Source organism: Xanthobacter sediminis (assembly GCF_043195015.1).
Taxonomy (GTDB): domain Bacteria; phylum Pseudomonadota; class Alphaproteobacteria; order Rhizobiales; family Xanthobacteraceae; genus Xanthobacter.
This window is the reverse complement of sequence record NZ_JBAFWH010000014.1, coordinates 27,887-54,703: the sequence shown is the minus strand read 5'-3', so window position 1 is coordinate 54,703 and position 26,817 is coordinate 27,887. Positions and strand designations below refer to the sequence as shown.

The following is a 26,817-nucleotide window of genomic DNA, read 5'->3' as shown; positions in this document are numbered from 1 at the left end:
CCGCGCGGCTTGTCCCGCAGCGGAGCGGCCGAACCCACCAGAGGCCCCGATACCGTGATGTCCCCCTTCGAACGCTTCGGACCCGCGCTGAGCCGCCGCCGCTTCGTCGCCGGTGCCGGCGGCCTCCTTGCCGCCGGTGCCGCCTTCCGCGCCCTGCCGGCGGCTGCCGCCACGAAGGTCGACATTACCTCCGGCACGCCGCAGCCGATCCCCATCGCCGTCACGGACATGCTGGGCGAGACCGAGCAGGGGCGGGCCATCTCCGGCGTCATCGCCTCGGACCTGAAGCGCTGCGGCCTGTTCGCGCCCATCGATCCCAAGGCGTTCGTGGAGCAGATCACCAATCCCGACACGCCGCGTTTCCAGGACTGGCGGGTCATCAACGCGCAGGCGTTGGTGACCGGCCGCGTCTCGCGCCAGTCCGACGGCCGCTTCCAGGTGATGTTCCGCCTGTGGGACGTGGTGGCGGGCCAGCAGCTCGCCGGCCAGCAGTTCGTGGCGCAGCCGGAGAACTGGCGCCGCATCGCCCACATCATCGCCGACGTGATCTATGAGAAGCTGACCGGCGAGAAGGGTTATTTCGACACCCGAATCGCGTTCGTGGACGAGAGCGGGCCGAAGGAGCGCCGCATCAAGCGCCTCGCCATCATGGACTGGGACGGCGCCAACGTGAGCTATCTCACCCGCGGTGATTCGCTGGTGCTGACGCCGCGCTTCTCACCCACCAGCCAGGAGCTCACCTACATGTCCTACGCCCAGGGCGAGCCCCGGGTGTATCTGCTCAACATCGAGACGGGACAGCGCGAGGTGGTGGGCAACTTTCCGGGCATGAGCTTCGCGCCGCGCTTCGCGCCCGATGGCCAGCGCGTCATCCTGAGCCTGCAGCAGGGCGGCAACGCCAACATCTTCGTGATGGACCTGCGTTCCAAGGCCACCACCCGCCTCACCGACACGCCGGCCATCGACACCGCGCCCTGCTACGCGCCGGACGGCCGGCAGATCTGCTTCGAAAGCGACCGCGGCGGCACCTCGCAGATTTATGTGATGAATGCGGACGGCTCCAACCAGCACCGCATCTCCTTTGGAAACGCGCGATATTCCACGCCGGTGTGGTCGCCCCGCGGCGACTGGATCGCCTTCACCCGCCAGGCGGAAGGGCGATTCGCCATCGGCGTGATGCGTCCCGACGGATCGGGCGAGCGCGTGCTCACCGAGGGCTACCACAACGAGGGCCCGACCTTCTGCCCCAACGGCCGGGTCATCATGTTCTTCCGCGATCCGGGCGGCGCCTCGGGTCCCTCGCTCTACATGGTGGACGTCACCGGCTACAACGAGCAGCGCGTGCCGACCCCGAGCTACGCCTCCGACCCCGCGTGGTCGCCGCTGCGGTCCTGATTCGAGGCGCCGCGCCTTCATGCCGGCCGCTCGGCGACTGTGGCCGCGCGGCCACAGTCGCCGAGCGGCATCGGCTTCGCCCCCTCCTGTGCACAAGCTTGCCATGATGCCGCCACGGGGCGGCATCACTGAAGGGGATGTCCAAGGTCCGCGCCGTGATGCGGCGGGCCTTTTGTTATCAAGGCGATGGAAGCGGTCCCGCAGGTGGGGCCAGCCGGCGGCAGGGCATGCCGCCGGGCGGCATGCCGTTGCCTGGAGACGGACGCGCCTGGGCGTCAACGGCTTGGAAACCATAGCGCTCAGTATTCGTCCGGGTTTCATCTTGAGTGCGCGCGACGGTGGGCGTGCGGAACATTCGCTTAACCGGGGGGCGGCTAGATCATCCCATCCGGTCTGCGTGAAGATAAGGAGACACCGGAATGCGTTTTCTTGAGGTTGTTCGCGGCTTCCGGTTCGCGGCTCTGTTCGGTTTCGCGCTGGCGCTTGCCGCGTGCGCCAACAATCAGAATCAGGGTGCGGGCTATGGCGGCGCCGGTGGCCCTCCCGGCTCGCCGCAGGAGTTCGTTGTGGCGGTGGGTGACCGCGTGTTCTTCGAGAGCGATCAGACCGATCTGACCCCCCAGGCCCGTGCCACCCTCGACCGCCAGGCCCAGTGGCTCCAGCAGTGGAACCGCTACACCTTCACCATCGAAGGTCATGCCGACGAGCGCGGCACCCGCGAATACAATATCGCCCTCGGCGCGCGCCGCGCCCAGTCGGTGCGTGACTATCTGGCGGCCCGCGGCATCGACCCGGCCCGCATGCGCACCATCTCCTATGGCAAGGAGCGCCCGGTGGCCATCTGCAACGACATCTCGTGCTGGTCGCAGAACCGTCGCGCCGTCACCGTGCTGAACGCCGGCGGCGCCTGAGCTGCCGACGCCGAAGACCGGATGCGACCGAAGCCGGCGCCGCAACAGCGCCGGCTTCCGCATTTCAGCGGTGCGTCGCGCGCCCGCCCCGGCCGGCGGGTCACACTTTGGACGCGATCGCCCCCCTATGCTGCAAAGCACGCGTGGATGCGTCTTTGTGTTTCGGGCCAAGCCGTTGGGCCGCTCGCGGGTTTCGCCGGCCTTATGGCCGAGGGGGGAATCGCGGCGTGTCCCGACGAATCGCGCCTGGACGCCGGATGCGATCGGCGGTGCCATCAGCCCTTGCGAGCCCCATGCCTTCGATTTCGCCCTTCTTCCGCAAGCTCCGCGCGGTGGCGCCCGCGGCGGTCCTCGTGCTCGCCTTCGCGGGTCCGGCCGCGGCGCAGCAGGACAACAACATCTTCGGCAACCTCTTCAAGCCGCCGGCTCCGGTGCAGGACCCGAGCCACGGCGCCGAGGCGTCGGAGTCGGCCATGCGGCTCGACCGCATGGAGAGCGCCCTGCGCAACCTGACCGGCCAGGTCGAGCAGCTCCAGTTCCGCAACCAGCAGCTTGAAGCCCAGGTGAAACGCCTGCAGGACGATGCCGATGCCCGCGCGGGCGGCCATGCCGGCCCGCCTGCCGCGGTGCCGCAGCCTGCCGCCGCCGCGGCGGGCCGCCCGGCGGTCGCGCCCGCTGCGCCCCTGGCGCCGGCGGTGGGCGGCAAACGCTCGGATGCGTTCGATCCCGGCATCGACCCGGCTGCGCCCGGCGTGCCCCAGCCCCTCGGCTCGCCTGCAAGCGCCTCGGCCGCCGCCGCCCGCCCGGTTCCGGGTGCCGCGGTCGCCGGCGGTGCCCAGGTGGCCGCGCTGCCAGCCGGCGGCTCCCCGCGCGAGCTCTACGACCAGGGGCAGGCGCAGCTCCAGCGCCAGGAATACGGCGCGGCGGAGCAGACCTTCCGTCAGGTCATCCAGGCCAATGCGGGCGATCGCATCATCCCCGATGCCACCTTCATGCTTGGGGAGAGCCTGTTCCTGCGGCAGAGCTATGGCGATGCCGCAGCCTCCTTCCTGGAGGTGTCGACCAAATATCCCAATTCCGTTCGCGCGCCCGAGGCGCTGCTGCGGCTCGGCCAGTCGCTGGCCGGCCTCGGCGAGAAGGAGACCGCCTGCGCCACCTTCCTGGAGGTGGACCGCAAGTATCCGCGCGCGCCATCTGCCATTCGCCAGGCGGTGGAGCGCGAGCAGAAGCGTGTCGGCTGCTGAGGCCCATGCGCTCGGCGATGACGAGCGCGACCGCCTGCTCGCGGGCTTCTCGTCCCATTCCCATATCCTGATCGCGGTTTCGGGCGGCCCTGATTCGACGGCTCTGCTGTGGCTCGCCGCCCGCTGGCGCGCGGCTTGCGCGGCGGGCCCGCGCCTGAGTGCCGCCACCGTGGACCATGGCCTGCGCCCCGAGGCCGCCGCCGAGGCGGAGGCGGTGGCGCGGCTCTGTGCGGGGCTGGGCCTTTCCCACCATACCCTCGCCTGGGAGGGGCCGAAGCCCGCCCATGGTATCCAGGCCGCGGCGCGGGAGGCGCGCTATGGCCTGCTGCTCACGGCCGCGCGGGAGGCCGGCGCCGGCGCGCTCGCTCTTGCCCACACGGCCGATGACCAGGCGGAGACGGTGCTGTTCCGCCTCGCTCGCGGGTCGGGCCTCTCCGGCCTCGCCGCCATGCGGGAGGTGTCGCAGCGCGAGGGCGTCGCGCTGCTGCGCCCGCTGCTGGCGGTGCCGAAGGCGCGGCTGGTGGCGACCCTGGAGGCCGCCGGCGTGCCGTTCGCGCGCGATCCGGCGAACGGCGACCCCCGTTATGCGCGGGCTCGCCTTCGGCGCCTTGCCCCCGCCCTGGCCGAAGAAGGGCTCGACGCTCGCCGCCTCGGCACCTTCGCCCGTCGGGTGGCGCGGCTCGACGCGGCCGCCGAAGCCGCGACCGAGGAAGCGGCCACCCGCCACCTGACCGAGGTGCCCGGCGCGCGGCGCATGGCCGCGGACGCCTTCGCGGGACTTCCGGAGGAAATCGCGCTGCGCCTGCTCGGACGATGCGTCGCGGCCGTGGGGTGCGAGGGGCCGGTGGAACTCGGCAAGCTGGAGGCGCTGGCCGACGCACTGCGCGCGCATCTGGCGGGGCAGGGGGGGCCATTTCGGCGCACCCTGGCCGGCGCCCTGGTGGCGGTCCGGCGCGGCGAGGTAATCGTGACCGCCGCACCGCCGCGCCGCGGCGCGTGAGCTCCGGCGGCGATTTCACGCCCCTTTGCCTTGGCAACGCCAGAGTGCGCACCTAGATTATGCGGGAGACGGTGCGTGAGGTGTGGCCGCAGGCGGCGCCCTATGGGGTATCCATTCCCCAAGGGCAGCTTGAGCGAAGCAGCGCTTTCGACTGTCCCCACGAGGGTTCAATGAACGCCAACCTACGAAATTTCGCCCTTTGGGTGATCATCGTTCTGCTGCTGCTCGCTCTGTTCTCCCTGTTCCAGAGCCCGGGCCAGCGCACCAGCTCGAACGACATCTCCTTCTCGCAGCTGCTGTCGGACGTGGATCTCGGCCGCGTGCGCGACGTCGTGATCGAGGGGCCGAACATCTCCGGCACCTTCACCGACGGCCGCCAGTTCCAGACCTACGCGCCGAGCGACCCCTCGCTGGTGCAGCGGCTGTACGGCAAGGGCGTGCAGATCACGGCCCGTCCGCCTTCGGACAACGTGCCGTGGTTCGTGAGCCTGCTGGTCTCCTGGCTGCCCTTCATCGCGCTGATCGGCGTGTGGATCTTCCTCTCCCGGCAGATGCAGGGCGCGGGCGGCAAGGCCATGGGCTTCGGCAAGAGCCGCGCCAAGCTGCTGACCGAGGCGCATGGCCGCGTCACCTTCGAGGACGTGGCCGGCATCGACGAGGCCAAGAGCGACCTGACCGAGATCGTGGAATTCCTGCGTGACCCGCAGAAGTTCCAGCGCCTGGGTGGACGCATTCCCCGCGGCGTGCTGCTGGTGGGCCCGCCCGGCACCGGCAAGACGCTGCTCGCCCGCGCGATCGCCGGTGAGGCCAACGTGCCGTTCTTCACCATCTCCGGCTCGGACTTCGTGGAGATGTTCGTGGGCGTGGGCGCGAGCCGCGTGCGCGACATGTTCGAGCAGGCCAAGAAGAACGCCCCCTGCATCATCTTCATCGACGAGATCGACGCGGTGGGCCGTCACCGCGGCGCCGGTCTCGGCGGCGGCAATGACGAGCGCGAGCAGACCCTCAACCAGCTCCTGGTGGAGATGGACGGCTTCGAGGCGAACGAGGGCATCATCCTCATCGCCGCCACCAACCGCCCGGACGTGCTCGACCCCGCGCTGCTGCGTCCCGGCCGCTTCGACCGACAGGTCATCGTCCCGAACCCGGACGTGGTGGGCCGCGAGCAGATCCTGAAGGTGCACGCCCGCAAGATCCCGGTCGCGCCCGACGTGAACCTGAAAACCATCGCCCGCGGCACGCCCGGCTTCTCGGGCGCCGACCTCGCCAACCTCTGCAACGAGGCGGCGCTCATGGCGGCCCGGCGCAACAAGCGCATGGTCACCATGCAGGAGTTCGAGGACGCCAAGGACAAGGTGATGATGGGCGCCGAGCGCCGCTCCCTCGTGATGACCGAGGAAGAGAAGATGCTCACCGCCTACCACGAGGGCGGGCACGCCATCGTGGCGCTGAACGTGCCGGCCACCGACCCGGTGCACAAGGCCACCATCATCCCGCGCGGCCGCGCTCTGGGCATGGTGATGCAGCTGCCGGAGCGCGACAAGCTCTCCATGAGCTACGAGCAGATGACCTCGCGCCTCGCCATCATGATGGGCGGGCGCGTGGCGGAAGAGCTGATCTTCGGCCATGACAAGGTCACCTCCGGCGCGGCCTCCGACATCGAGCAGGCCACCCGCCTCGCCCGTATGATGGTGACCCGCTGGGGCTTCTCCGCGGAGCTCGGCACCGTGGCCTATGGCGACAACCAGGACGAGGTGTTCCTGGGCATGTCGGTGTCGCGCCAGCAGAACGTGTCCGAGGCCACGGCCCAGACCATCGACCGCGAGGTGCGGCGCCTGGTGGACGAGGGCTATGCGGAGGCCAACCGCATCCTGACCGAGAAGGGCATCGATCTCGAGACCCTGGCCAAGGGCCTGCTTGAGTACGAGACCCTCTCGGGCGACGAGATCGTGGACCTCCTGAACGGCAAGGAGCCGAACCGCGAGAGCGTGACCGAGCCGTCCAATCCGCGCGGCTCGGCCATCCCGACCCCGAAGAACCGGCCGAGCCCGGGTGGCGCCGGCGGCTCCATCGAGCCCCAGCCGCAGGCCTGACGCGGCACTCCGCGGACGGACGGAAGACACAAGGGCCGGCGGGTTCATCCCGCCGGCCCTTTCTTTTGCCGGTCCGCGCGACGATGCCGGCCGCCTGCGCGAGGCGGGGTTGTGCACCGCCGACGAGGCAGCGGGCCGGGCGGCTTGTTCCTGCCGGCGGCTTCCGCTACCAATTCGTTAACTTCTTTAGCGTCGCCGTTCGCCGGTCCGTGCCGAGGGTTGCCGTCGTTGACTGATCTCCTGCGTCACGGAAGGCGCCGCACCGCGGCAGTCCGGTTCGCGCCCGTGGCGGTCCGCCGAAGCGGGTTTCGCGGCCGGAGTTCCGGCGGCTTCGGCCGCGGCGCTTCGGGCCTGCGCGGCGGGTCGGTTTGCGCCGTGGCGGGGCTCCTTGCCGGCTGCGCGCCGCTCGGGGCACCGACCCTTCCCTTCTTCGGGGCCTATTTCCCCTCCTGGCTCGCCTGCACGCTTGCGGGCATCCTGGGCGCGGTGGTGGTGCGGGTCGCGTTCATACGCATGGGGGTGGATGACGTGCTGCCTTTCCGCCTGCCGGTGTATGCCAGCATCGCCGCCGGCCTCGGCTTCCTCGTGTCGCTGCTGAGCTTCGGGCGCTAGCCGTGGAGGAAGCGAACAAGCCCCAACCGGGCCGGCGCGTGGGCATCATCATCGCGGTGGCGGCGGTGGCGGCTTCGGCGGTCTTCGGCTGGCGCTATTTCCGCAATGCCGAGCTCAATCCACTGTCGCAGGATGCCGTGCTCACCGCCGATTCGGCCAGCATCGCCGCCGCGGTGCCGGGCCGCGTTGTTTCCTTTGGGGTGAAGGAGAACGGCGCCGTGCGCAAGGGCGAGCTGCTGTTCGCGCTCGATCCCGCCACCTACCGCCTGCAGGTGGAACAGGCGACGGCCGACCTGCGCATGGCCGAGGCCGCGCTGGCGGATCGCGAGCGCGCGGTCTCGGCCGAGCGCTCCAACGCCGTGATCGCCCGCGAGCAGGTGACGCGGGCGCGCTCCAATCTCGATCTCGCGACCCAGACCCTCGCCCGGCTGGAGGCGCTGCGGCCCAAGGGCTACGTGAGCGCCCAGCAGGTGGACGACGCCGCCACTGCCAAGCGCGATGCCGAGGTCAGCCTCAAGCAGGCCCTGCAGCAGCAGGCGGCGGCGGATGCGCTGGTGAGCGACGTTGCGGCGGCGACCGCCCTGGTGGCGGCGCGGCGCGCGGCCCTGGGGCTGGCGGAGCGCGCGCTCGCCGATACCGAGGTGCGCGCGCCCTTCGACGGCAAGGTAGTGGGCCTCACGGCGGCGGCGGGCGAGTTCGTGCTGCCCGGCCAGTCCGTGTTCTCGCTCATCGACACCGGCGCATGGTTCGCCTCGGCGGCCTACCTGGAAACGGAGCTTTCCGGCATCGCGGTGGGCAATTGCGCCACCGTCTATGCCCTTGCCGACCGCACGCGCGCCATTCGCGGGCGGGTGGACAGCATCGGCTGGGGCGTCTCTTCGGAGGAGCTCATCAACCTGCCGCGCAAGCTGCCCATCGTGCCCAAGACCCTGGATTGGGTGCGGGTGGGGCAGCGCTTCCCGGTGCGGGTCCGCCTCATGGAGCCGCCGGACGAGCTGATGCGTGTCGGCGCCTCGGCCACCGTGACCGTGCATCATGGAACAGGCTGCTGAATTCCCCTGGCGGGGCATCGCCCGCCAGGCCTGGCGCGATCTCCAGCCCTTTCCCGGCCGCTTCGGCCTCACCTGGCGGGTGGCGCTGCTGTGCGCCATCGTGGCCGGGGTCGCTATGGTGTTCAAGGTGCCGGAAGCCGCCATCGGCTGCTATCTGGTGATCTTCCTGGCGCGGCCCAGCGGGGCGGAATGCGTGGGGCAAGCGCTCGGCCTCATCATGCTCGTGAGTGTGGTGGTGCTCCTCATGGCACCGCTGATCCAGGCGACGGCGGATTTTCCGCTGCTGCGCATCGCGGTCATCGCCCTCACATCCTTCGCCTTCGTGTACCTGGGCGCGGCGTCCCAGCTCGGGGAGACGGGCTCGATCATCGCCCTCGTCATCGGCTTCGTCCTGACGCTGGTGGACCAGCTTCCGGTGGGTGAGATCGCCACCCGCGGCCTGCTTTATGCGTGGCAGATGGCTGTCATGCCCATGGTGGCGATGATCGTCTTCAACATGGTGCTGGGCGCCTCGCCTCATCGCCTGCTGCGCGAGAGCGTGGCGCGCCGCCTCTCCATTGCCGCGGCCGCGCTGGAGGGGCCCGCTGGCCGCGCGCGGCTCGAAGGAGAGCTGGGCGAGGGCCTTGCCGACGGCGACCAGCAGGTGATGCTCGCCCGCCTGTTCCATACCGCGCCCGCCGCGCACGTGGCGTGGCTGGCGGGAGCGGCGACGGCCAGCTACCGCCTGCTGCTGGCTGTCGCTGCGCTGCCGGCAGAGCTTTCGGCCGAGGCCAGGGCCGCGCTCGCCGCCCGCTGCCGCACCGCCGCCGCGACCGTTGCCGCCGGGGTGTGCCCCAAGGCCGGGGACGAGGCGCCGCCGGCCGCCGACGCCACCTCGGCGGAGGGCATGGCGCGCACGGTGCTCGACGGGCTCGCCCGGCCGAACGGCGGCACCGACGCCGTGGCGCGCAAGCCGCCCTTCCTAGCGCCGGACGCCTTCACCAACCCCGATTACCAGCGCTATGCGCTGAAGACGACGGCGTCCGCCATTTCCTGCTACATCATCTATTCGCTGATCGACTGGCAGGGGATCCATACGGCCATGATCACCTGCTACGTGGCCGCCCTCGGCACCACGGGGGAGACGGTGCACAAGCTGGCGCTGCGCATCTGCGGCTGCCTCGTGGGGGCGGCGCTGGGGTTCGGCGCCATCCTGTTCGTCATTCCGCATCTCACCTCGGTGGGCGGGCTCATGGCGCTGGTGTTCGCCGGCGTGCTGGTGGGGGCCTGGGTCTCCACCGGCAACGAGCGCATCTCCTATGCCGGGGTGCAGGTGGGGCTCGCTTTCCTGCTCACCATTCTCAACGGCTTCGCGCCCAGCCTGGACATGGATTCGGGGCGGGACCGCATCGTGGGCATCCTCCTGGGCAATGTGGTGGTCTATGTGATCTTCACCAGCATCTGGCCCAAGAGCGCCATGGTGGACGTGCGCGAGCGGCTGGCGCGGGCGCTCACGGCGCTGGCGCGCCTCGCGGCGCTGGCGCCGGCCGCACGCATCGAAGCCACCGCCGATGCGGCCGAGGTCGCCGTCGAGATGGAGAAGGCCGAGGGCCAGTTCTTGCTGCTGCCGTTCGAGCCTGCCTCCGAGCGCCCTTCGCCCGCGAGCGTGGCGCGGATGCAGGATCTCGTGGACGAGACCCGCGCCTTGCTCCCGGCCCTGGTTTTCTCACAGGAGACGGAAGAGGAGCTGTCACGCCGGCTTGCCCGCGCGGCGGCGCAGGTGGCCCCGCGTCCCGGCGCAGGCCGGGGCGGCGAGACGGTCGAGGCGGCGGATGTGGGTCTTGCCGCCGGCGGCCTCGCGCCGCATCTCGGCCGCATCGAGCGGCTGGTGGCAGGGTGATGGTCATGGCGCATCATCCGCAGCGCTGGCGGGCGTCGGCGCGTGCATCCATCGCTCGCCTCGCGCGGGCCTTTCCGGCGGTGCTCGCCGGGCTTTGCTGCCTGGCGCTCGGCGCCTGCGCGCTGAGCGCCCTCGATACCGCGCCGAGCGCGCCGTCCGAGCCCTGGACGCCGCCGGCCCCGGCAGCTTCGGCTGAGGCGGTTTCACGTCAGGAGACCCCGGCTCAAGGTCGCGGCGGGCCGCAGGAGCAGGCGGGCGCAGGCGCGGCCGTGGCGCCGGTGCGCGACTTCAGCGTGGCGCCCGAGCCGGCGGTGGCAGAGCTGAAGGCCACCCCCGACATCGCCCGTGACCGCCCCTACGGCCTGTCCGAGCTGATCGACATCGCCCAGAACCAGAATCCCCAGACGCGCGTCGCCTGGCAGCAGGCGCGGCAGGCGGCGCTCGCCACCGGCATGGTGGAGGCGACCTTCCTGCCCTACATCTCCGCCAACGTCATCGGCGGCTACCAGAAGCTCTCGGCGCCGCTGCCGGTGCAGGTGGGCAGCGACAAGAACCTGACCACCTCCGTCGACGGCCTCTCCCCGCAGATCGCGCTGCAATGGCTGGTGTTCGACTTCGGCCAGCGCAACGCCCTGGCCGAAGCCGCCCGCCACAATGCCAACGCCGCCAACGTGCTGTTCAACGGCCTGCACCAGAACATCATCTTCGACGTGACGCGGGCCTATTTCCTTTATGGCGCCGCGCGCAGCCGCGTCGGCCTCGCCGAGCAGAACCTCGCTAACAGCCGCAAGATCGAGGACGCCGCGCAGGAGCGCATGCAGAAGGGGCTCGGCACCACGGTGGAGGTGGCCCAGGCCCGCCAGCAGGTGGCGCAGGCGCGCTTCGGCCTGGTGCAGGCGGAGGGTGGCGAGCGCGACGCCTACCAGGGGCTGCTCGCGGCCATGGGTGTCTCCCCCATGACCGCCCTGAGGGTGAAAGTGGCGAACGGGCGGCGCCTGCCGGAAAGCGTGGACGCACCCACCGAGAAGATGATCTCCGCAGCCCTCGCCCGGCGGCCGGACGTGCTCGCGGCCTATTCGGCGGTGAACGCCACCCGCTCCGGCATCACGGCGGCGGAGGCGGCCTTCATGCCCAAGGTGTTCCTGGGGGCGGTGGCGGCCACGGGCAACACCTCCCTCAGCGCCACCGGCCTGCCCACCATCGGCCAGCAGTCCTCCGCCTCGGGGGTCATGGTGGGCGCCACCATGCCCATCTACGACGGCGGCCTGCGCGCGGCGCAGCTCAAGAATGCGGAATCCCTCGCCGACGCCACCGAGGCCACCTACCAGAAGGCCAAGGACGCCGCGGCGCGCGAGATCGTGGTGAGCGCGCACACCCTGCGCTCCGCGCTCGCCTCCTATCGCGCGGCGACCGCACTTGCCGAGGCTGCGGCCGTGACCTACGACGCTGCGCTCGACGCATATCGCTCGGGCGTGGGCAACATCACCGTCGCCACCGCCGCCGACAGCGGCCTTCTCACCGCGCGGCAGGCGCAGGCGGATGCCCACGCCGCCTCTCTGGTGGCCGCCGCCAACCTTGCCTTCGTGCTCGGCGCCATGACCTCACGCGAGGTGCCCGCAGCCCTGGTGGACCGCTGACCCATGCCCTTCGATGCGCGCCCGGGACCGCCGGTCGATCTCCCGCCCCGTCGCCGCGCCCGGCGCAACCCCTTCTTCGGGGCGATGCGGCTGGCATTCCGCGTGGTGATCGGCATCATCATCGTGGCGGATGAGCTGGTCCGCCCGCTCTATGAGCCGCTGGTGCGGTGGGTGGAGGCGCTGGCGCTGGTGCAGCGCTTCGAGCGCTGGGTGGCGGGGTTGCCGCCCTATGCCATCCTGGCGTTCATCGGCGTGCCCTATGCGGTGGTGGAGCCGGTGAAGTTCCTGGCCCTGGTGCACATCGCCAACGGCCATGTGCGGACGGGCACCATCGTGCTGGTGCTCGCCTATCTGGTGAGCTTCGTGCTGATCGAGCGTGTCTACACCGCCGGTCGCTCGCAATTGATGCAGGTGCCCTGGGTGGCGTGGGTGATCGTGACGTCGGGGCTGGTGCGGGACCGGCTCTATGCGTGGCTGCGGCTGCCGGAGCTGAAGGCGCGTGCGCGGGTGGTCTGGCGCTGGGTGCGGCTGCGCCTGCGCTGATCTTTCGAGCCCCGCGCCTTCGGCTCCGGTCTTCCACCCGGCCGGTTGAGTGCGCGCCGGCGGCGCTCGGGCCTCAGCCGGGCGGGTGGCGGCGCAGCAGCCGGCGAAGGGCCTGGAACCGGCCGGCGGCGGGGGTGAATGTGACGGCGAGGTCGTCGTGGCCCGCCTCGCCCCGGCGTGCGGCACGCACGCCGAGCCGCCACAGCATGAGCGTCCAGCCGAGTCTCGAGCCGAGCCCGCGGTGTCCCGGCAGGCGCGGGACCGGCGCCTGCAGCAGGGCCGGATGCTCCGCCACCGGGGGATGGCCCACCAGCAGCAGGCGGTAGCTGGGCGAGAGGCGGGAGAGGCGCGCGTGCAGCGCCTCCAGCACGGGCGCGAGGGCCTCCGGGGTGCCGGGGTCCGTGCCCGGCAGGTGGTTGCGCACGAACAGGGTGTGCCCCCGCGCGCAATCCGCCCTGAGCCGCTGGTGCAGGGCCGCGTATTTCTCCCGCAGGGCCGCCGAGATCGCCTCCAGCGGCTGGGCGAGGCCGGCCTCGTCGTGGCGGAACTCATGCAGATGCACGGTGCCGCCAAGGCTCGAATAGAGGGCGGGCACGCCATCATACTCGTCCACGCGGCTCAGGCGCTTGATATCGAAGGCCGCATCGACGCCCGCGTCGAGCAGGGCCGGCAGGCCGCCGAGCGGCAGCACCCACCAGTCGAAGGGATAGGCGCGGTCCGATCCGCTGAAGCAGCGGAGCTGGTAGGCCACCTCGCAATTGCCGCCGAGGCTCACCATGCGGTCGAAGCGCGGCAGGCGTCCAGCGGGCGGGCGCGACGCGCCCCGTTTGTCCATTCCGTCCGCTCCCCGTCTCGCCGGCCGGCGGCCGTTTCCGCTTTGGTCCGGGCGGAAGGTGGCAGACCGCGCGGTTGCTGTCACGCCTGGCGCATCGCGGCGGCGCCATGGCCACGCAAGGCATGCAATCTGCCCATGGAGGCATCGGTATGCCGAAAAAATACGCATAGTACGTCGTAATGCCACGAGCTTCCGCCCCGGTTGAATTTCTGCTGGGCATCCGGAGCCACCTGCATGCGCGATGGTCGCATCTCGGCGGAGCGTGTTGCCGGCTGCCTTTTCCCGCCGCCCGGCCCCCGGGAGGGGGCGCCCGCCGCCACCTCTGTTGACTTAGATCAATTCTTGGCACGGCCCCTGCATAATGTGATGCGAAGCATACTTCGCAATCTGACGGCCGCGGGCCGCGTGTCCAGGACGGAGATCTTGATGGGTGAGGCAGTGGGTTACGACACGGTTCTGAAGGGCGGGCGCGTGATCTGCCCGGCTTCCGGGCGCGACGGCGTGTTCGACGTGGCGGTGCGCGACGGGCGCATCGCCGCCATCGAGGAAACCATCCTTCCGGCGAGCGCCGCCACCGTGGTGGATGTCTCCGGCAAGCTGGTGCTGCCGGGCATGATCGACACCCACGGCCACTGCTACCAGTATGTAAGTGGCCGCTTCGGGCTCGATCCGGACATGGTGGGCGTGCATTCCGCCGTCACCACGGTGGTGGACCAGGGCGGCGCCTCCTGCATGACCCTGCCGGGCTTCCGCAAGTTCATGGTGGAGCCCAAGAAGACGCGGGTACTGTCCTTCCTGTCCGCCTATCTGGTGGGCGGCCTGGAGGGGCATTACTACCCCAACCTCTACAGCCCCGACTGCGTGGACGTGGACGCCACCGTGCGCGCCGCGCTCGCCAACCGCGACCTCGTGCGCGGCATCAAGGGCCATGCGGAGATCGGCGGCTTCGCCCGCTGGGGCATCACCGTGATGGTGATGGCGGCCGAGATCGCCCGCCGCGCGGAAATCCCGCTCTACGTGCACTTCGGCGCCCTGTGGGGCCTGCCCGAGAGCGGCACCAACGGCGAGGACGCCGACACCATTCTTGACCGCGTCATTCCGCTGCTGAAGGAGGGCGACATCCTCGCCCATCCGTTCACGCGCAATCCCGGCGGCTTCGTGAACCGCGACGGCAAGGTGCACGACGTCATCAAGGCCGCCCTCGACCGGGGCCTGAAGATCGATGTCGGCCACGGCAGCCACTTTTCCTATCGCATCGCCGCCAAGGCCATCGCGGCGGGCGTGGTGCCCCACACGCTGGGCGCCGACATGCACGGCTATAACACCCATGTGCCCGCGCCCGCAGGCACCCCGGCCGAGCACCCGGACGACGAGAACCATCCGTTCCGGGGGCAGGCGCGCTTCAGCCTCACCCAGGCCATGAGCTCCATGATGGCGCTGGGCCTGCCGCTGGAGCAGGTGGTGCCCATGGTCACCGCCAATCCCGCGCGCATGGTCGGCATGTCCGACAGCCTCGGCGCGCTGGAGGTGGGGCGCCTCGCCGACATCTCCGTGCTCGATGACAATCGCGGCCGCTTCCTGCTGCGCGACAACGAGGACACGAAGGTGGTCACCGACCGCCTGCTGACGCCGGCCTTCTGCCTGCGCGCGGGCGTGCGCTTCGATGCCGATGCGCCCATCCTGCCGGAAGCGGTGGCGGCGTGAGCGCGCCCGCCCTCGGCAAGGCCCCGCAGGAGGCCTGGGACACCCTGTCCCAGGCCGAGCGGGACGCCGCCTACAACAACAACGCCGCCGTGCCGGACAGCGCCGCCTGGGTGGTCGCGCGTGACGTGGCGGCCGCCGCCTACCGGGCCGCGCACCCCGCGCGGCTCGACATCCCCTACGGCGCAGGCGCGCGGCAGAAGCTGGACCTGTTTCCCGGCGCGGCGGGCGCGCCGACCCTGGTGTTCATCCACGGCGGCTACTGGCAGCGCAATTCGCGCGAGGTGTTCGCGCACTATGCCGAGGGGCTCGCCGCCCACGGCTGGTCGGTGGCGCTGCCGAGCTATTCGCTGGCGCCCGAGGCGCGCCTCGTCGACATCGTGGCCGAGATCGGCAATGCGCTGGATCTCCTGGCGCGTGACGGCGTGGCGCTGGGCGCGGGCGGGCCGCTCATTCTCGCCGGCTGGTCGGCCGGCGCGCAGCTCGCGGTGATGCATCTCGGCCATTCCGCCGTGGCGGCGGGCCTCGCCATTTCCGGCGTGTACGAGCTGGCGCCGATCCGCGACACGTTCCTGAATGCCGCGCTCCGGCTATCGGATGCGGAGATCGAGGCCCTCTCGCCGCTGCGCCTCGCGCCCGCGGCCAAGCCGCTGGTGATCGCCTACGGCACTGCCGAGGTGCCGGCGCTGGTGCACGATTCCCAGGCGCTGGCGGCGCATCGCGCGGCGGCGGGCGCACCCACGGCGCTGCTGCCGCTCGCGGGGGCCAACCATTTCTCCATCCTCGAGGAATTGCGCGATCCCGCCGGCCTGCTGGTGCGCGCGGCCCTGGATCTCGCCGGCGGAGGACACTGATGAGCGATCCCGTCACCCAGCCGGGCGAGGGCGTCGGCGCCCGCCTGCCCCGCAAGGAAGACGACCGGCTGATGCGCGGGCGCGGCCAGTACATCGCCGACATCCGCCTGCCCGGCATGCAGGATGTCGCCTTCGTCCGCAGCCCGCTCGCCCATGCGCGCATCCGCGCCATCCGCGTGCCGGAGGACCTGAAGGGCCGCGTCTTCACAGCCGCCGACCTCGACGGGGTGAAGCCCATCCGCGCGGTCTCGGGCCTGCCGGGCTTCAAGGTGTCGGAGCAGCCGGTGCTCGCCACCGGCAAGGTGCGGCAGGTGGGCGAGCTCATCGCCATGTGCCTCGCCCCCACCCGCGCCGAGGCGGAGGACATGGCGGCCCGCGTGGAGCTGGACCTGGAGGAGCTGCCCGCCCTCCACGACATGCTGGAGGCGAAGAAGCCTGGCGCCGCGCTGGTGCACGAGCACTGGGGCGACAACGTCTTCCTCGAAAGCCTCGTGAACGTGAACATCGAGGCCGCCTTCGACGCCCCGGTGAAGGTGCGGCGCACCATCTCCACCGCGCGCCAGTGCATGGCGCCCATCGAGGGCCGCGGCACCATCGTCCATCTCGATCACCGCATGGACCAGCTCGTGGTCTACACGGCGAGCCAGATGCCCCACATCGTCCGCTCCGGCCTCTCCGAGTGCCTGGGGCTGGAGGAGGGGCAGATCCGCATCATCTCTCCGGATGTGGGCGGCGGCTTCGGCTACAAGGCGATCCTGCTGGCGGAGGAGGTGTGCCTGGGCTGGCTGGCGCGCCGGCTGGGCACGCCGGTGCGATGGCTGGAGGACCGGCGCGAGCACCTCACCGCCAACGCCAATTGCCGCGAGCACCATTACGACATCACCCTCTATGCCGAGCGCGACGGCACCCTGCGCGGCATCGATTGCGAGGCCACCGTCGATAGCGGCGCCTATTCGGCCTATCCCTTCTCCGCGTGCCTCGAAGCCGCGCAGGTGGCCTCCATCCTGCCGGGGCCCTACGACTTTCCCGCCTATCGCTGCCGCACCTGGTCGGTGGCCACCAACAAGTGCCCGATCCTGCCCTATCGCGGGGTGGCGCGCACCGGCGTGTGCTTCGCGCTGGAAGTGGCGCTCGACGCCCTGGCCGCGGAGCTGGGCCTGCCGCCGGAACAGGTGCGCTTCAGGAACCTCGTGCGTCCGGACCAGATGCCCTTCGACAACATCACGAAGAAGCACTTCGACAGCGGCGATTATCCGGAAGCCCTCACCCGCGCGCTGAAGGCCATCGACCCCGCCAAGGTGCGCGCCCGGCAGGCGGGGGGAGAGGCGGATGGCCGCCGCATCGGCCTTGGGCTCTCCATCTATTGCGAGCAGGGGGCGCACGGCACCTCGGTCTATTCCGGCTGGGGCATTCCCATGGTGCCCGGCCACGAGCAGGCGGGCGCGCGCCTCACCCCCGACGGCGGGCTGGAGCTGCGAGTGGGCGTGCATTCCCACGGCCAGAGCCTGGAGACCACCCTGGCCCAGGTGGCGCACGAGATCCTGGGCATTCCCGTGGCCCGCACCCGCGTCTTCTATGGCGACACGGCCATGACCCCCTATTCCACCGGAAGCTGGGGCTCGCGCGTGATGGTGATGGCGGGCGGGGCGGTGGCCACCGCCTGCTCCGAGCTTTCCGAGCGCATCCGCCGCATCGGCGCCCACATGCTGCAGGCGGACCTCGCGGATGTGCGCTTCGAGGCCGGCCGCGTCATCGGGCCGAACGGCGACGTGGGCGTGAACGCCATCGCCCACACCTGGTACCGCCGGCCGCAGGACCTGCCGGCAGATGTGGACGGTGGCGGCCTGGAGGTGACGGCCGGCTACAAGCCGCTGCGCGACAGCGGCACCTTCAGCTACGCCGCCCACGCGGTGGTGGTGGCGGTGGACCCCGAGATCGGGGACGTGGAGCTGCTCGACTACGTCATCGTGGAAGACGGCGGCGTGCTCGTGAACCCCATGGTGGTGGACGGGCAGATCTACGGCGGCCTCGCCCAGGGCATCGGCACCGCGCTCTACGAGGAAATGCGGTTCGATGCCTCCGGCCAGCCGCTCGCCTCGACGCTGGCGGACTACCTGCTGCCCGGCGCGCCGGAAGTGCCCACGCCCTTCATCGGCCACATGGAGACGCCCTCCCCCTACACGCGCTTCGGCGTGAAGGGCATCGGGGAGGGCGGCGCCATCGCGCCCCCCGCCGCCATCGCCAACGCCGTGAACGACGCGCTGCGCCCGCTGGGCGTGGAGATGCTGCATTCGCCCGTCACGCCCCGGCGCATCGTGGAAAAGGTGCTCGCTGCCCGCGTGGCCGGCGGCGCCGGCAAGGGCGACGCCGGCAAGAGGAGCGCCGCATGAAGCCCGCCCCGTTCCAGCTCGTCCGCCCGCGCACGGTGGAGGCCGCCGTGGCGCTCCTCGCCGAGGGCGGGGAGGGCGCCAAGGTGATGGCCGGCGGCCAGTCCCTCGGCCCCATGCTGAACCTGCGCCTCGCCCAGCCCGCGCTGGTGGTGGACATCTCCGGCATCGCGGAACTGAAGGCCGCGCGGGAAGAGGAGGGCGCGGTGGTCTACGGCGCTCTCGTCACCCATGCCGACGTGGAGGACGGCCGCGTGCCCGACGTGGGCGCGCATGTGCTACGGCGGGTGGCCTCGGGCATCGCCTATCGCGCGGTGCGCAACAGGGGCACCATGGGCGGCAGCCTCGCCCACGCCGACCCCGCGGCCGACTGGGTGAACGCCCTTTCGACGCTGGGCGCCGAGGTGGAAATCGCGGGGCCCTCCGGCCGGCGCCGGCTGGCGCTGGGGGCGTTCCTTACCGGCGCCCTCTCCACCGCGCTGGAGGATGGCGAGCTTCTGGCCGCCGTGCGCGTGCCCAGGGTGCCGGCGAGCGCCCGTTTCGGCTACGCCAAGCATTGCCGCAAGGTGGGCGAGTTCGCCCATGCGGTGGGGGCGCTGCTGGTGGACCCCGCCGCCGGCACCGCGCGCGCCCTGATGGGCGCCATCGACGCCCCGCCGCTGGTGATGGCCGATGCGCGCGCTTGGTTCGGCGGCCGCATCGATACCGGTTTCGCCGGCCGCTTCGACGCCACCGCGGCCGCTGCTGCGCTCCATGAGGCCGGCATCGCCGATGCGGTGGACCGCCATGTCCATGTGGAGGTGCTGCGCCGCGCGGTGCGGCAGGCGGAGGGCCTTTTCACCCCCGACAGCAGGAGCGCCGCATGAACGCCCAGATCCGCGTTTCCGGCGCGATGGAGACCGTCGCCCTCACCCTCAACGGCCGCGCGGTGGCGGTCGAGGTGGAGCCACGCACCAACCTCGCCGATTTCGTGCGCGACGGTTGCGATGCCACCGGCACCCACATCGGCTGCGAGCACGGCGTGTGCGGCGCCTGCACCATATTGGTGGACGGCGAGCCCGCCCGCGCCTGCCTCTCCTTCGCCGCCGCCTGCGCAGGCGCGGAGGTGACCACCATCGAGGGCCTGGACGACGACGAGGTGACGGCCGAGCTGCGCGCCGCCTTCAACCGCGAGCACGCCTTGCAGTGCGGCTTCTGCACGCCGGGCATGCTGGTCTCCTCCCGCGACCTGGTGCTGCGCCTTCCCGAGCCGGACGAGGCGCGCATCCGCCTCGGGCTCGCCGGCAACCTCTGCCGCTGCACCGGCTATGCGGGCATCGTGAAGGCGGTGGCTTCCGTCATCGCCGATCGCCGGGCGCGGGGCATCGTGCCCGGTGCCGCGCCGCGCCCCCTCGGGCCCGTGGGGGCACGGGCGGGGGCTGGTGGCGCTCCGGCGAAGATGGCGGAGGCCGCACCGGTTGCCGCGGCGCCGGCCGCCGCCGCGCCGCGCGATCTCGCGGAAGGCTTCAAGCCCGCCCATGTCTTCGAGCAGAGCTTCGAGGTGGCCTTCCCGCCCACACAGGTGTTCGCCTTCTTCGCCGACATCCGGGAGGTGGCGGCGTGCCTGCCGGGGGCGGTGGTGGACCGCATGCCCGAGCCCGAGCGTGTCGAGGGCGGCATGAAGGTGAAGCTCGGCCCCATCTCCACCACCTTCCGCGGCACCGCCCGCGTCACCCGCGACGATGCCGCCATGGGCGGCGTCATCCTGGGCGCGGGGGGCGACGGGCGCTCCTCCACCCAGGGCGAGATCCGCTACCGGGTGCTGGAGGGCGCCGCGCCCGGCACGGCGCGGGTGGAGCTGGCGGTGGGCTACACGCTGAAGGGCCCGCTCGCCCAGTTCGGCCGCCCCGGCCTCGTGCGCGAGGTGGCGGGCCGGCTCATCGCCGCCTTCTCCGCCAATCTGGACGCCCGCCTGAAAGGCGCCCCCGCGCCGGCCGCCGCCGAGGGCGGGCTCGATCCGGTGCGCCTTCTCCTCTCCCTCCTGGCCCGGCGCCTGAAGGCGCTGTTCGGCCGGTAGGCCCTTTTTGTGTGAACCAAGTCCCGAGTGCCCCGAACGACTGGAGCTTCAAGATGCAGTTGACCCGCAGGACCACGTTGGCCGCCATTGCCTTCTCGCTGATGTGCTCCACGGCCTTCGCCGCCGACGACACCATCAAGATCGGCGTGAACCAGCCGCTTACCGGCGCCTTCGCCGCCTCCGGCACCTATGTGACCAACGGCGCCAAGATCGCCGCCGACGAGATCAACGCCAAGGGCGGCGTGCTCGGCAAGAAGATCGAGCTCGTCATCGAGGACAACAAGAGCAACCCCACCGAGGCCGCAGCCGTGGCTGAGAAGCTCATCACCTCCGACAAGGTGCCGGTGATGATGGGCGCCTGGGGCTCCAGCCTGACGCTGGCCACCATGCCCAAGCTGGAGGAATATTCCGTGCCGATGCTGGTGGAGACCTCCTCCTCCGGCAAGATCACCGCCTCGGGTAATCCCTATGTCTTCCGCATCGCCCCGCCCTCGGCGGTGGAGGCGGAGGCGTTCGGGCCCATCGCCGGCAAGCTCGGCGTCAAGAAGGTGGACTTCCTCGTCATCAACAACGACTGGGGCCGGGGCGCCGCCGCCGACTTCTCCAAGATGCTGAAGTCCAAGGGCATCGACGTGGGCCTGGTGGAGACCATGGACGCCTCCTCCCAGGACATGAGCGCCCAGCTCGCCAAGCTGAAGGCCTCCGACGCCGACACCATCATGATCACCGCGGCGGTGGACCAGCTCACCCTCGTGTTCAAGCAGATGGCGGCTCTGGGCCTGAAGAAGCGCGTCATCACCACCGGCGGCTCGCAAAACCCGGACCAGATCGTCGCCCAGGCTGGGCCGGCGGCCAGCGGCACCATGCATCTCGTGACCTTCGCGCCCTGGTGGCCGGAGAAGAGCCCGAACCCGCAGGCCGCCGAATACTTCATCGGCGAGTGGAAGAAGCGCGGCTACGACTTCGCCGGCACCACCGAGAGCTTCCGCGGCTATGACGGCATCCGCACCATCGCGGCCGCCATCCAGGCCGGCGGCGCCGCCGACCCCGCCTCCATCAAGAAGGGCTTCTGGATGGTGGACCTGAAGGGCCTCAACGGCCCGATCAAGTTCCAGAAGGCTGGGCCCGAGGGCAAGGAGAGCGGGCAGAGCAAGCCCGAGGTGTACCTGATCGAGATCGCCGACGGGAAGATCTCGCCCGTCAAGCTCTGAGCCGGAGCTTCCGCCCGGTTCCTTCCCTTCCGGGGAGGGCCGGGCGGGGCGGGACGCCCATCCGCCCCGACCGGGCGTTCCCGTCCCCACGCTTTCCCGCCGGCGCGGCACCGCCGCCGCGCCGCGCAGCCCCGAACGACCACACGGACAGGCCGGATGGACCAATTCCTGCAACACCTCGTCAACGCGTCGGTGCTCGGCGGCACCTACGCGCTCCTCGGCATCGGCCTCACCTTGATCTTCGGCATCATGAACGTGGTGAACTTCACCCACGGGGCCGTCTATACTTTCGGCGCCTATGCCATGTACCTGGCCGCGGTGGCGCTGGGGCTGAACTTCTTCGTCGCCCTTCCGGTGGCGGTGGTGGCGGGCCTGCTGCTGGGCGCCCTCATCGAGTTCGCCCTGCTGCGCCCGCTGCGCCGCTCCGACATCGACACCACCATGCTGGTGATGATCGGCGCCGGCATCATCCTGCAATCGGGCACCTTGTGGATCTTCGGGGGGGTGGCGAAGGCGGTGCCGACGCCGTTTCCGGCCGAGCCGCTGGTGATCGGGCCGGTCTCGCTCTCCTATGTGCGGCTGTTCGTGTTCCTGGCGGCGCTGGCGCTGATCGCGCTCACCTATTTCACCATCAACGGCACCAAGCTCGGCCGCGCCATGCGCGCCACCTTCCAGGACCACGACACGGCGGCGCTGATGGGCGTGAATGTCTCGCTCATCTACACCGCCACCTTCGCCATCGGCTCGGCGCTGGCGTCGGCGGCCGGGGCGCTGCTCGGGCCGGTCTATGTGGTGTTCCCGCAGATGGGCGACCTCGCGGCGGTGAAGGCGTTCGCCATCGTCATCCTGGGCGGCCTCGGCTCCATCTCCGGGGCCGCCATCGGCGGCTTCATCCTGGCGTTCGCGGAGGAGATCGGCGCCGGCTACATCTCCTCGGGCTATCGCGACGCCATGGGCTTCCTCATCATCATCGCGGTGCTGCTGGTGAAGCCCACCGGCCTGTTCGCCCGCGCGGAGCGGATCGGATGACGCGCCTCATCGCCCCCACCTTCCTCGTGGTCCTGGCGGTTCTGCCGCTGGTGCTGAACGACCCCTATCTGCTCAACGCCCTGGTCATCACCGGCATCTTCACCATCTGCGCCATGAGCCTGAACCTGCTGCTGGGCTTCACCGGGCAGCTCAGCCTCGGCCACGTGGCCTTCTTCGGCATCGGCGCCTATGTGAGCGCGCTCACCGCTCTGGGCTTCGATGTCGGCCTGCCGTTCGGCTTCCAGGTGACCTACGGCGGGGGCGACCCCATCGTCGGCTTCGTGCTCGCCATCCTGGTCACGGGGCTCGCGGGCTATCTCATCGGGCGGCTGTCGTTCCGGGTGCGGGGCGCCTATTTCGTCATCGTCACCATCTCCTTCGCCGAGGTGGTGCGGCTGGTGGCGCTGAACTGGGTGGAGCTGACGCAGGGCCCGCTGGCCCTCACCTCCATCCCCAACATGACCCTGCCGCTGCCCGGCCTCGGCGAGGTGGCGCTGCGCACCAAGGTGCAGAACTACTATCTGGTGCTGGCGGTGGGCGTGGCGAGCTATCTCGTCATCGCCCGGCTGGTGGGCTCGCGCTTCGGGCGGGCCATGCGCGGCCTGAAGGAGAACGAATCCCTCGCGCTCTCCCTCGGCATCAACGCCACCCGCACGCTCACCGTCGCCGCCACCGTCTCGGCCGCCATGGCGGGGGCGGCGGGCAGCCTCTACGCCCACTACATCCGCATCATCGATCCCGACGTGTTCCTGTTTTCCTACACGGTCACCATGGTCATCATGGTGGTGGCGGGCGGCAAGGGCACGCTCGCGGGGCCGCTGGTGGGCGGGCTCATCTTCGGTCTGCTGCCGGTGGCGCTGAGGCCGGTGATGGCGCCGGAGGCGCAGTGGATCGTCTACGGCGCCATCCTCATCGCCATCCTGTTCGTGATGCCCAGGGGTATCGTCCCCGCGCTGGAGGCGCTCGGCCGGCGGCGGGCGCCGAAGGCGGCGCCGGCAAAGCCCATCGAGGCGGGAGCGAGGCCATGACCACCATCCTCAACGTGGAGCACGTGGGCATGCGCTTCGGCGGGCTCACGGCCATCTCCGACCTGCATTTCGACGTGCACGAAGGCGAAATCCTGAGCCTGATCGGCCCCAACGGCGCGGGCAAGACCACCGCCTTCAACATCATGACCGGCTTCCTGAGGCCCACCCAGGGCCGGGTGGTGTTCCGCGGCCGCGACCTCGCGCAGACGCGGCCCAACGAGATCACGCGCCTCGGCCTCGCCCGCACCTTCCAGCGCACCAGCGTGTTCGCGGACGACACGGTGGCGGACAACGTGCTCATCGGCCTCCACCGCTTCGGCGCGCCGCGCCTCATAGACCGCTTCCTGCCCACCCCCGGCGCACGGGCGGCGGAGAAGGCGGCGCGCGCACGGGCCGAGGAGATCATCGACCTCGTCGGCCTCACCCACCGGGCGCAGGAGAAGGCCGGCTCGCTCTCCTACGGCGAGCAGCGCCTCGTGGGGTTTGCCCTGGCGCTCGCCACCGAGCCGCGGATGCTGCTGCTGGACGAGCCCGTCTCGGGCATGAACGCCTCGGAGACACAGGGCTTCGTACGCCTCATCCGCAAGGTGCGGGCGGAGGGCGTCACCATCCTGCTGGTGGAGCACGACATGCCCATGGTGATGGAGGTCTCAGACCGCATCGTGTGCCTCAACTACGGCCGGCTGATCGCGGAAGGCGCGCCGGCGGAGATCCGCAACGACCCCGCCGTCATCGAGGCCTATCTGGGCAAGAGCGCGGCGCGGCTGGAGGAGAAGGAGCCGGCCCATGCTTGAGATCAGGGATCTCGTCTGCGGCTACGGACAGGTGATGGCCCTGAGGGGTATTTCGCTCACCGTGGAGCGCGGCCAGCTGGTGGCGCTGGTGGGGGCCAACGGCGCCGGCAAGTCCACCACGCTGCGCGCCATCTCCGGCCTGGTGCCGGCCCGCGCCGGCGCGATCCTCCTCGACGGCGAGGACGTGACCCGCGCCGGGCCGCAGAAGATGCTGCGTCTCGGCGTCGCCCACTGCCCGGAGGGCCGGCGCGTGTTCCCGCACATGAGCGTCGCCGACAACCTCGCCATGGGCGCCTATCTGCGCGGCGGCGACGCCAGCCTGCGCGAGGATTATGCGCGCATCTACGAGAGCTTCCCGCGCCTCGCCGAGCGCCGCCACCAGATGGCGGGCACCCTCTCCGGCGGCGAGCAGCAGATGCTGGCCATCGGCCGGGCGCTCATGTCGCGCCCGCGCCTGGTGCTGTTCGACGAGCCCTCGCTCGGCCTCGCGCCCAACATCGTGGAGCAGATGTTCACCATCATCGGTGGCATCCGCGATGCCGGCACCACGGTGCTGCTGGTGGAGCAGAACGCCTTCGCGGCGCTGGAATTGTGCGACCACGCCTATCTCATCGAGGCGGGACGCATCGTCATGGCGGGCGCGGGGGCGGAGCTGATCGGCGATCCCCACGTGCGCGCGGCCTACCTTGGCGGCTGACGCCCGCGCGGCATTCGCGCGAAACCTGATTGGCGCCGGTGGCATGAGGCGGGGCGGGAGCGATCCCGCCCCGCCTTTTCGTTCGCGGGCGAAAAAAAGCCGGCGCCAAGGCGCCGGCGGTTCGTTCAACCCCCAGGGGAGGGGATCAGGAGGGCAGGCGCTGGGCCGCCTCGCGGATGGCTTTGAGCACCTTGTGCTGGAGCGCGATGAAGTCCTCGCTTTCCACGATGTCCGGCGTGCGCGGGCGCGGCAGGCCCACATGGAAGGTCTCGCGCACGCGGCCGGGGCCGATGCCCATCACCACGATGCGGTCGGAAAGGTAGACCGCCTCCTCCACGTCGTGGGTCACGAACAGCACGGTCAGTTTGTGCTTCTCCCACACCTCGATCAGCAGCGCCTGCATCTGTTGGCGGGTGAGGGCGTCGAGGGCGCCGAAGGGCTCGTCCATCAGCAGCATCTTGGGGCGATAGGAGAGGGCGCGGGCGATGGCCACGCGCTGCTTCATGCCGCCGGAGAGCTCGCTGGGATAGGCATCGGCGAAATGCTCCAGCTTCACGAGGGCGATGTGCTCCTCCGCCACGCGGCGGCGCTCGGCGGCCTCCATGCCGGCGGCCTGGAGGGCGAACTCCACGTTCTGCCGGGCGGTGAGCCAGGGCAGGAGCGTATAGGACTGGAACACCACGCCCCGGTCGAGCCCGGCCTCGAACACCGGCGCCCCGTCGATGCGCACGGGCGAATAGTCCCCCGCGCCGGCGGTGGGGTCGTCGAAGGTCTCCAGCCCGGCGACGATGGAGAGCAGGGTGCTCTTGCCGCAGCCCGAGGTGCCCACCAGCGACACGAACTCGTTGGTGGCGAGGTCGAGATTGATGTCGCGCAGGATCTCCTTCTGCTGCGCGCCGGCGCCGAAGCTCTTGTTGAGATGGCGGATCTCCAGCTTCGGCGCGGAATCGGAAATGGCGAGCGCGGGCGCGGTCATCGTCCCCTCGTGGTGTAGCGGAAGAGGTGGGTGGCGGCCGCCTTCATGAGCTGGTCGGTGACGAGGCCGAGCAGGCCCAGCAGCAGGATGTAGCCGAAGATGGTGTTGGTCTGGAAAAACCGCTGCGCCACCACGATGCGGTAGCCCAGGCCCGAGGTCGCGGCCACCAGCTCCGCCACCACCAGCCAGGTCCACGCCCAGCCGAGGCTGATGCGCAGGGTGTCCCAGATGCCGGGCATGGCGCTGGGCAGCACGATGCGGCGGATGATCCTGGCATCCGAGAGGCCGAGCGTGCGCCCGAGGCCGATGAAATCCTTCGGCACGCGCTTCACCACGTCCATCACCAGCAGCACCTGCTGGAAGAAGGTGCCGATGAAGATGATGAGGAATTTCTGCGCGTCTCCCGTGCCCACCCACAGGATGGAGAGCGGCACGAAGGCCACCACCGGCATGTAGCGCACGAAGTCCACCAGCGGCTCGACGGCGGCTTCCCAGGTGAAATAGCTGCCCACCAGCAGGCCCAGCGGAATGGCCAGGGCCGAGGCGATGAGGAAGCCCACCGCGATGCGGTAGATGGAGACGCCCATGTCGGTCCAGAGCGTGCCGTCCGCCGCGAGCTTGCCGAGCTGGGCGATGACGCTCGCGGGCGAGGGCAGGAAGATGGGCCGCACCACGCCCGCCGCCGCCGCGGTGACCCAGGCGAGGGCGATGACCGCGAACACCGCGAAGGCGATGCCCACGAAGCGGCTGCGGCTGATGGGGGCGCGCAGGCCTCCGCGCCGCCTTGCGCGGCGGCGCGGACCGTTGCCGGTGGACGGCGGGGCGGCGTTTGGGGTCGGGGTCATGGCGGATGGAGCCATTTGCGCTTCGCCGAAATCGGGGC

At 70.8% G+C, this 26,817-nt stretch carries 23 protein-coding genes; 20 read left to right on the top strand and 3 right to left on the bottom strand.

Going from position 1 to position 26,817, the window contains the following annotated elements; all coding sequences use genetic code 11:
- Positions 1–57: 57 nt before the first annotated feature.
- From tolB to V5F61_RS16975, 10 genes are all read left to right on the top strand, one after another.
- Positions 58–1,395, top strand: a complete 1,338-nt coding sequence (gene tolB, locus V5F61_RS17020; protein ID WP_393988990.1) for a Tol-Pal system beta propeller repeat protein TolB — start codon at positions 58–60, stop codon at positions 1,393–1,395.
- Between the two features lie 419 nt (positions 1,396–1,814).
- Positions 1,815–2,306: a peptidoglycan-associated lipoprotein Pal gene (gene pal, locus V5F61_RS17015; RefSeq protein WP_393988991.1), complete on the top strand. Its 492-nt coding sequence runs from the start codon at positions 1,815–1,817 to the stop codon at positions 2,304–2,306.
- A 293-nt stretch (positions 2,307–2,599) separates the two neighbouring features.
- Positions 2,600–3,550, top strand: coding sequence for a tol-pal system protein YbgF (gene ybgF, locus V5F61_RS17010; RefSeq protein WP_393988992.1), 951 nt, complete (start codon positions 2,600–2,602; stop codon positions 3,548–3,550).
- The gene (tilS, locus tag V5F61_RS17005) at positions 3,537–4,550 is read left to right on the top strand and encodes a tRNA lysidine(34) synthetase TilS (RefSeq protein WP_393988993.1); all 1,014 of its coding nucleotides are present in this window, start codon (positions 3,537–3,539) and stop codon (positions 4,548–4,550) included. Before ybgF ends, tilS begins: the two co-directional genes overlap by 14 nt.
- Before the next feature lie 170 nt (positions 4,551–4,720).
- The gene (gene ftsH / locus V5F61_RS17000) at positions 4,721–6,643 is read left to right on the top strand and encodes an ATP-dependent zinc metalloprotease FtsH (protein ID WP_393988994.1); all 1,923 of its coding nucleotides are present in this window, start codon (positions 4,721–4,723) and stop codon (positions 6,641–6,643) included.
- 375 nt (positions 6,644–7,018) lie between these two features.
- Positions 7,019–7,255 carry a YtcA family lipoprotein gene (locus V5F61_RS16995; protein ID WP_393988995.1) on the top strand — a complete coding sequence of 79 codons (237 nt, stop codon included), beginning with the start codon at positions 7,019–7,021 and terminating at the stop codon, positions 7,253–7,255.
- Between the two features lie 2 nt (positions 7,256–7,257).
- Complete coding sequence (gene mdtN / locus V5F61_RS16990; RefSeq protein WP_393988996.1) at positions 7,258–8,307, top strand: multidrug transporter subunit MdtN; 1,050 nt, start codon at positions 7,258–7,260, stop codon at positions 8,305–8,307.
- The gene (locus tag V5F61_RS16985) at positions 8,291–10,186 is read left to right on the top strand and encodes an FUSC family protein (protein WP_393988997.1); all 1,896 of its coding nucleotides are present in this window, start codon (positions 8,291–8,293) and stop codon (positions 10,184–10,186) included. The genes mdtN and V5F61_RS16985 overlap by 17 nt, the downstream gene beginning before the upstream one ends.
- 5 nt (positions 10,187–10,191) lie before the next feature.
- Positions 10,192–11,823 (top strand): TolC family protein, encoded by a 1,632-nt coding sequence (locus tag V5F61_RS16980; RefSeq protein ID WP_393988998.1) that lies wholly within the window; start codon positions 10,192–10,194, stop codon positions 11,821–11,823.
- A gap of 3 nt (positions 11,824–11,826) precedes the next feature.
- Positions 11,827–12,366 (top strand): hypothetical protein, encoded by a 540-nt coding sequence (locus V5F61_RS16975; RefSeq protein ID WP_393988999.1) that lies wholly within the window; start codon positions 11,827–11,829, stop codon positions 12,364–12,366.
- A gap of 73 nt (positions 12,367–12,439) precedes the next feature.
- Here the strand turns inward: V5F61_RS16975 and V5F61_RS16970 are convergent, their stop codons facing one another.
- On the bottom strand, positions 12,440–13,201 hold the full coding sequence (locus V5F61_RS16970; protein WP_393989000.1) for a DUF1796 family putative cysteine peptidase: 762 nt from the start codon (positions 13,199–13,201) through the stop codon (positions 12,440–12,442).
- Positions 13,202–13,627: 426 nt separating this feature from the next.
- Between V5F61_RS16970 and V5F61_RS16965 the strand changes: the two genes are divergently transcribed.
- The 10 genes from V5F61_RS16965 to V5F61_RS16920 all read left to right on the top strand — a co-directional run bounded on the left by V5F61_RS16965 (position 13,628) and on the right by V5F61_RS16920 (position 24,958).
- Entirely contained in the window at positions 13,628–14,905 is a 1,278-nt protein-coding gene (locus V5F61_RS16965; RefSeq protein ID WP_393989001.1) for an amidohydrolase/deacetylase family metallohydrolase, read from the top strand.
- The gene (locus tag V5F61_RS16960) at positions 14,902–15,756 is read left to right on the top strand and encodes an alpha/beta hydrolase (RefSeq protein WP_393989002.1); all 855 of its coding nucleotides are present in this window, start codon (positions 14,902–14,904) and stop codon (positions 15,754–15,756) included. The genes V5F61_RS16965 and V5F61_RS16960 overlap by 4 nt, the downstream gene beginning before the upstream one ends.
- Complete coding sequence (locus tag V5F61_RS16955; RefSeq protein WP_393989003.1) at positions 15,756–18,146, top strand: xanthine dehydrogenase family protein molybdopterin-binding subunit; 2,391 nt, start codon at positions 15,756–15,758, stop codon at positions 18,144–18,146. The genes V5F61_RS16960 and V5F61_RS16955 overlap by 1 nt, the downstream gene beginning before the upstream one ends.
- Positions 18,143–19,009, top strand: a complete 867-nt coding sequence (locus tag V5F61_RS16950; protein WP_393989004.1) for an FAD binding domain-containing protein — start codon at positions 18,143–18,145, stop codon at positions 19,007–19,009. The genes V5F61_RS16955 and V5F61_RS16950 overlap by 4 nt, the downstream gene beginning before the upstream one ends.
- Positions 19,006–20,199: a xanthine dehydrogenase family Fe-S subunit gene (locus V5F61_RS16945; protein WP_393989005.1), complete on the top strand. Its 1,194-nt coding sequence runs from the start codon at positions 19,006–19,008 to the stop codon at positions 20,197–20,199. Before V5F61_RS16950 ends, V5F61_RS16945 begins: the two co-directional genes overlap by 4 nt.
- 101 nt (positions 20,200–20,300) lie before the next feature.
- Positions 20,301–21,410 carry an ABC transporter substrate-binding protein gene (locus tag V5F61_RS16940; RefSeq protein WP_393989099.1) on the top strand — a complete coding sequence of 370 codons (1,110 nt, stop codon included), beginning with the start codon at positions 20,301–20,303 and terminating at the stop codon, positions 21,408–21,410.
- Between the two features lie 156 nt (positions 21,411–21,566).
- Entirely contained in the window at positions 21,567–22,439 is an 873-nt protein-coding gene (locus tag V5F61_RS16935; RefSeq protein WP_393989006.1) for a branched-chain amino acid ABC transporter permease, read from the top strand.
- Positions 22,436–23,467 carry a branched-chain amino acid ABC transporter permease gene (locus V5F61_RS16930; RefSeq protein ID WP_393989007.1) on the top strand — a complete coding sequence of 344 codons (1,032 nt, stop codon included), beginning with the start codon at positions 22,436–22,438 and terminating at the stop codon, positions 23,465–23,467. Before V5F61_RS16935 ends, V5F61_RS16930 begins: the two co-directional genes overlap by 4 nt.
- Positions 23,464–24,261: an ABC transporter ATP-binding protein gene (locus V5F61_RS16925; protein ID WP_393989008.1), complete on the top strand. Its 798-nt coding sequence runs from the start codon at positions 23,464–23,466 to the stop codon at positions 24,259–24,261. Before V5F61_RS16930 ends, V5F61_RS16925 begins: the two co-directional genes overlap by 4 nt.
- A complete protein-coding gene (locus V5F61_RS16920; RefSeq protein WP_393989009.1) occupies positions 24,254–24,958 on the top strand; it encodes an ABC transporter ATP-binding protein in 705 nt (234 codons plus the stop codon). The genes V5F61_RS16925 and V5F61_RS16920 overlap by 8 nt, the downstream gene beginning before the upstream one ends.
- A gap of 145 nt (positions 24,959–25,103) precedes the next feature.
- Here the strand turns inward: V5F61_RS16920 and V5F61_RS16915 are convergent, their stop codons facing one another.
- The gene (locus V5F61_RS16915; RefSeq protein ID WP_393989010.1) at positions 25,104–25,934 is read right to left on the bottom strand and encodes an ABC transporter ATP-binding protein; all 831 of its coding nucleotides are present in this window, start codon (positions 25,932–25,934) and stop codon (positions 25,104–25,106) included.
- Positions 25,931–26,779 carry an ABC transporter permease gene (locus V5F61_RS16910; RefSeq protein WP_393989011.1) on the bottom strand — a complete coding sequence of 283 codons (849 nt, stop codon included), beginning with the start codon at positions 26,777–26,779 and terminating at the stop codon, positions 25,931–25,933. The genes V5F61_RS16915 and V5F61_RS16910 overlap by 4 nt, the downstream gene beginning before the upstream one ends.
- Positions 26,780–26,817 lie beyond the last annotated feature (38 nt).

Coding starts and splice junctions, on each gene's coding strand:
- V5F61_RS16970 (WP_393989000.1), bottom strand. CDS start 13,201: ATGGACAAACGGGGCGCGTCGCGCCCGCCCGCTGGACGCCTGCCGCGC.
- V5F61_RS16920 (WP_393989009.1), top strand. CDS start 24,254: ATGCTTGAGATCAGGGATCTCGTCTGCGGCTACGGACAGGTGATGGCC.
- tolB (WP_393988990.1), top strand. CDS start 58: ATGTCCCCCTTCGAACGCTTCGGACCCGCGCTGAGCCGCCGCCGCTTC.
- ybgF (WP_393988992.1), top strand. CDS start 2,600: ATGCCTTCGATTTCGCCCTTCTTCCGCAAGCTCCGCGCGGTGGCGCCC.
- V5F61_RS16940 (WP_393989099.1), top strand. CDS start 20,301: ATGTGCTCCACGGCCTTCGCCGCCGACGACACCATCAAGATCGGCGTG.
- V5F61_RS16955 (WP_393989003.1), top strand. CDS start 15,756: ATGAGCGATCCCGTCACCCAGCCGGGCGAGGGCGTCGGCGCCCGCCTG.
- V5F61_RS16975 (WP_393988999.1), top strand. CDS start 11,827: ATGCCCTTCGATGCGCGCCCGGGACCGCCGGTCGATCTCCCGCCCCGT.
- V5F61_RS16910 (WP_393989011.1), bottom strand. CDS start 26,779: ATGACCCCGACCCCAAACGCCGCCCCGCCGTCCACCGGCAACGGTCCG.
- V5F61_RS16925 (WP_393989008.1), top strand. CDS start 23,464: ATGACCACCATCCTCAACGTGGAGCACGTGGGCATGCGCTTCGGCGGG.
- ftsH (WP_393988994.1), top strand. CDS start 4,721: ATGAACGCCAACCTACGAAATTTCGCCCTTTGGGTGATCATCGTTCTG.
- V5F61_RS16935 (WP_393989006.1), top strand. CDS start 21,567: ATGGACCAATTCCTGCAACACCTCGTCAACGCGTCGGTGCTCGGCGGC.
- V5F61_RS16980 (WP_393988998.1), top strand. CDS start 10,192: ATGGCGCATCATCCGCAGCGCTGGCGGGCGTCGGCGCGTGCATCCATC.
- pal (WP_393988991.1), top strand. CDS start 1,815: ATGCGTTTTCTTGAGGTTGTTCGCGGCTTCCGGTTCGCGGCTCTGTTC.
- V5F61_RS16965 (WP_393989001.1), top strand. CDS start 13,628: ATGGGTGAGGCAGTGGGTTACGACACGGTTCTGAAGGGCGGGCGCGTG.
- V5F61_RS16950 (WP_393989004.1), top strand. CDS start 18,143: ATGAAGCCCGCCCCGTTCCAGCTCGTCCGCCCGCGCACGGTGGAGGCC.
- V5F61_RS16915 (WP_393989010.1), bottom strand. CDS start 25,934: ATGACCGCGCCCGCGCTCGCCATTTCCGATTCCGCGCCGAAGCTGGAG.
- V5F61_RS16945 (WP_393989005.1), top strand. CDS start 19,006: ATGAACGCCCAGATCCGCGTTTCCGGCGCGATGGAGACCGTCGCCCTC.
- V5F61_RS16985 (WP_393988997.1), top strand. CDS start 8,291: ATGGAACAGGCTGCTGAATTCCCCTGGCGGGGCATCGCCCGCCAGGCC.
- V5F61_RS16930 (WP_393989007.1), top strand. CDS start 22,436: ATGACGCGCCTCATCGCCCCCACCTTCCTCGTGGTCCTGGCGGTTCTG.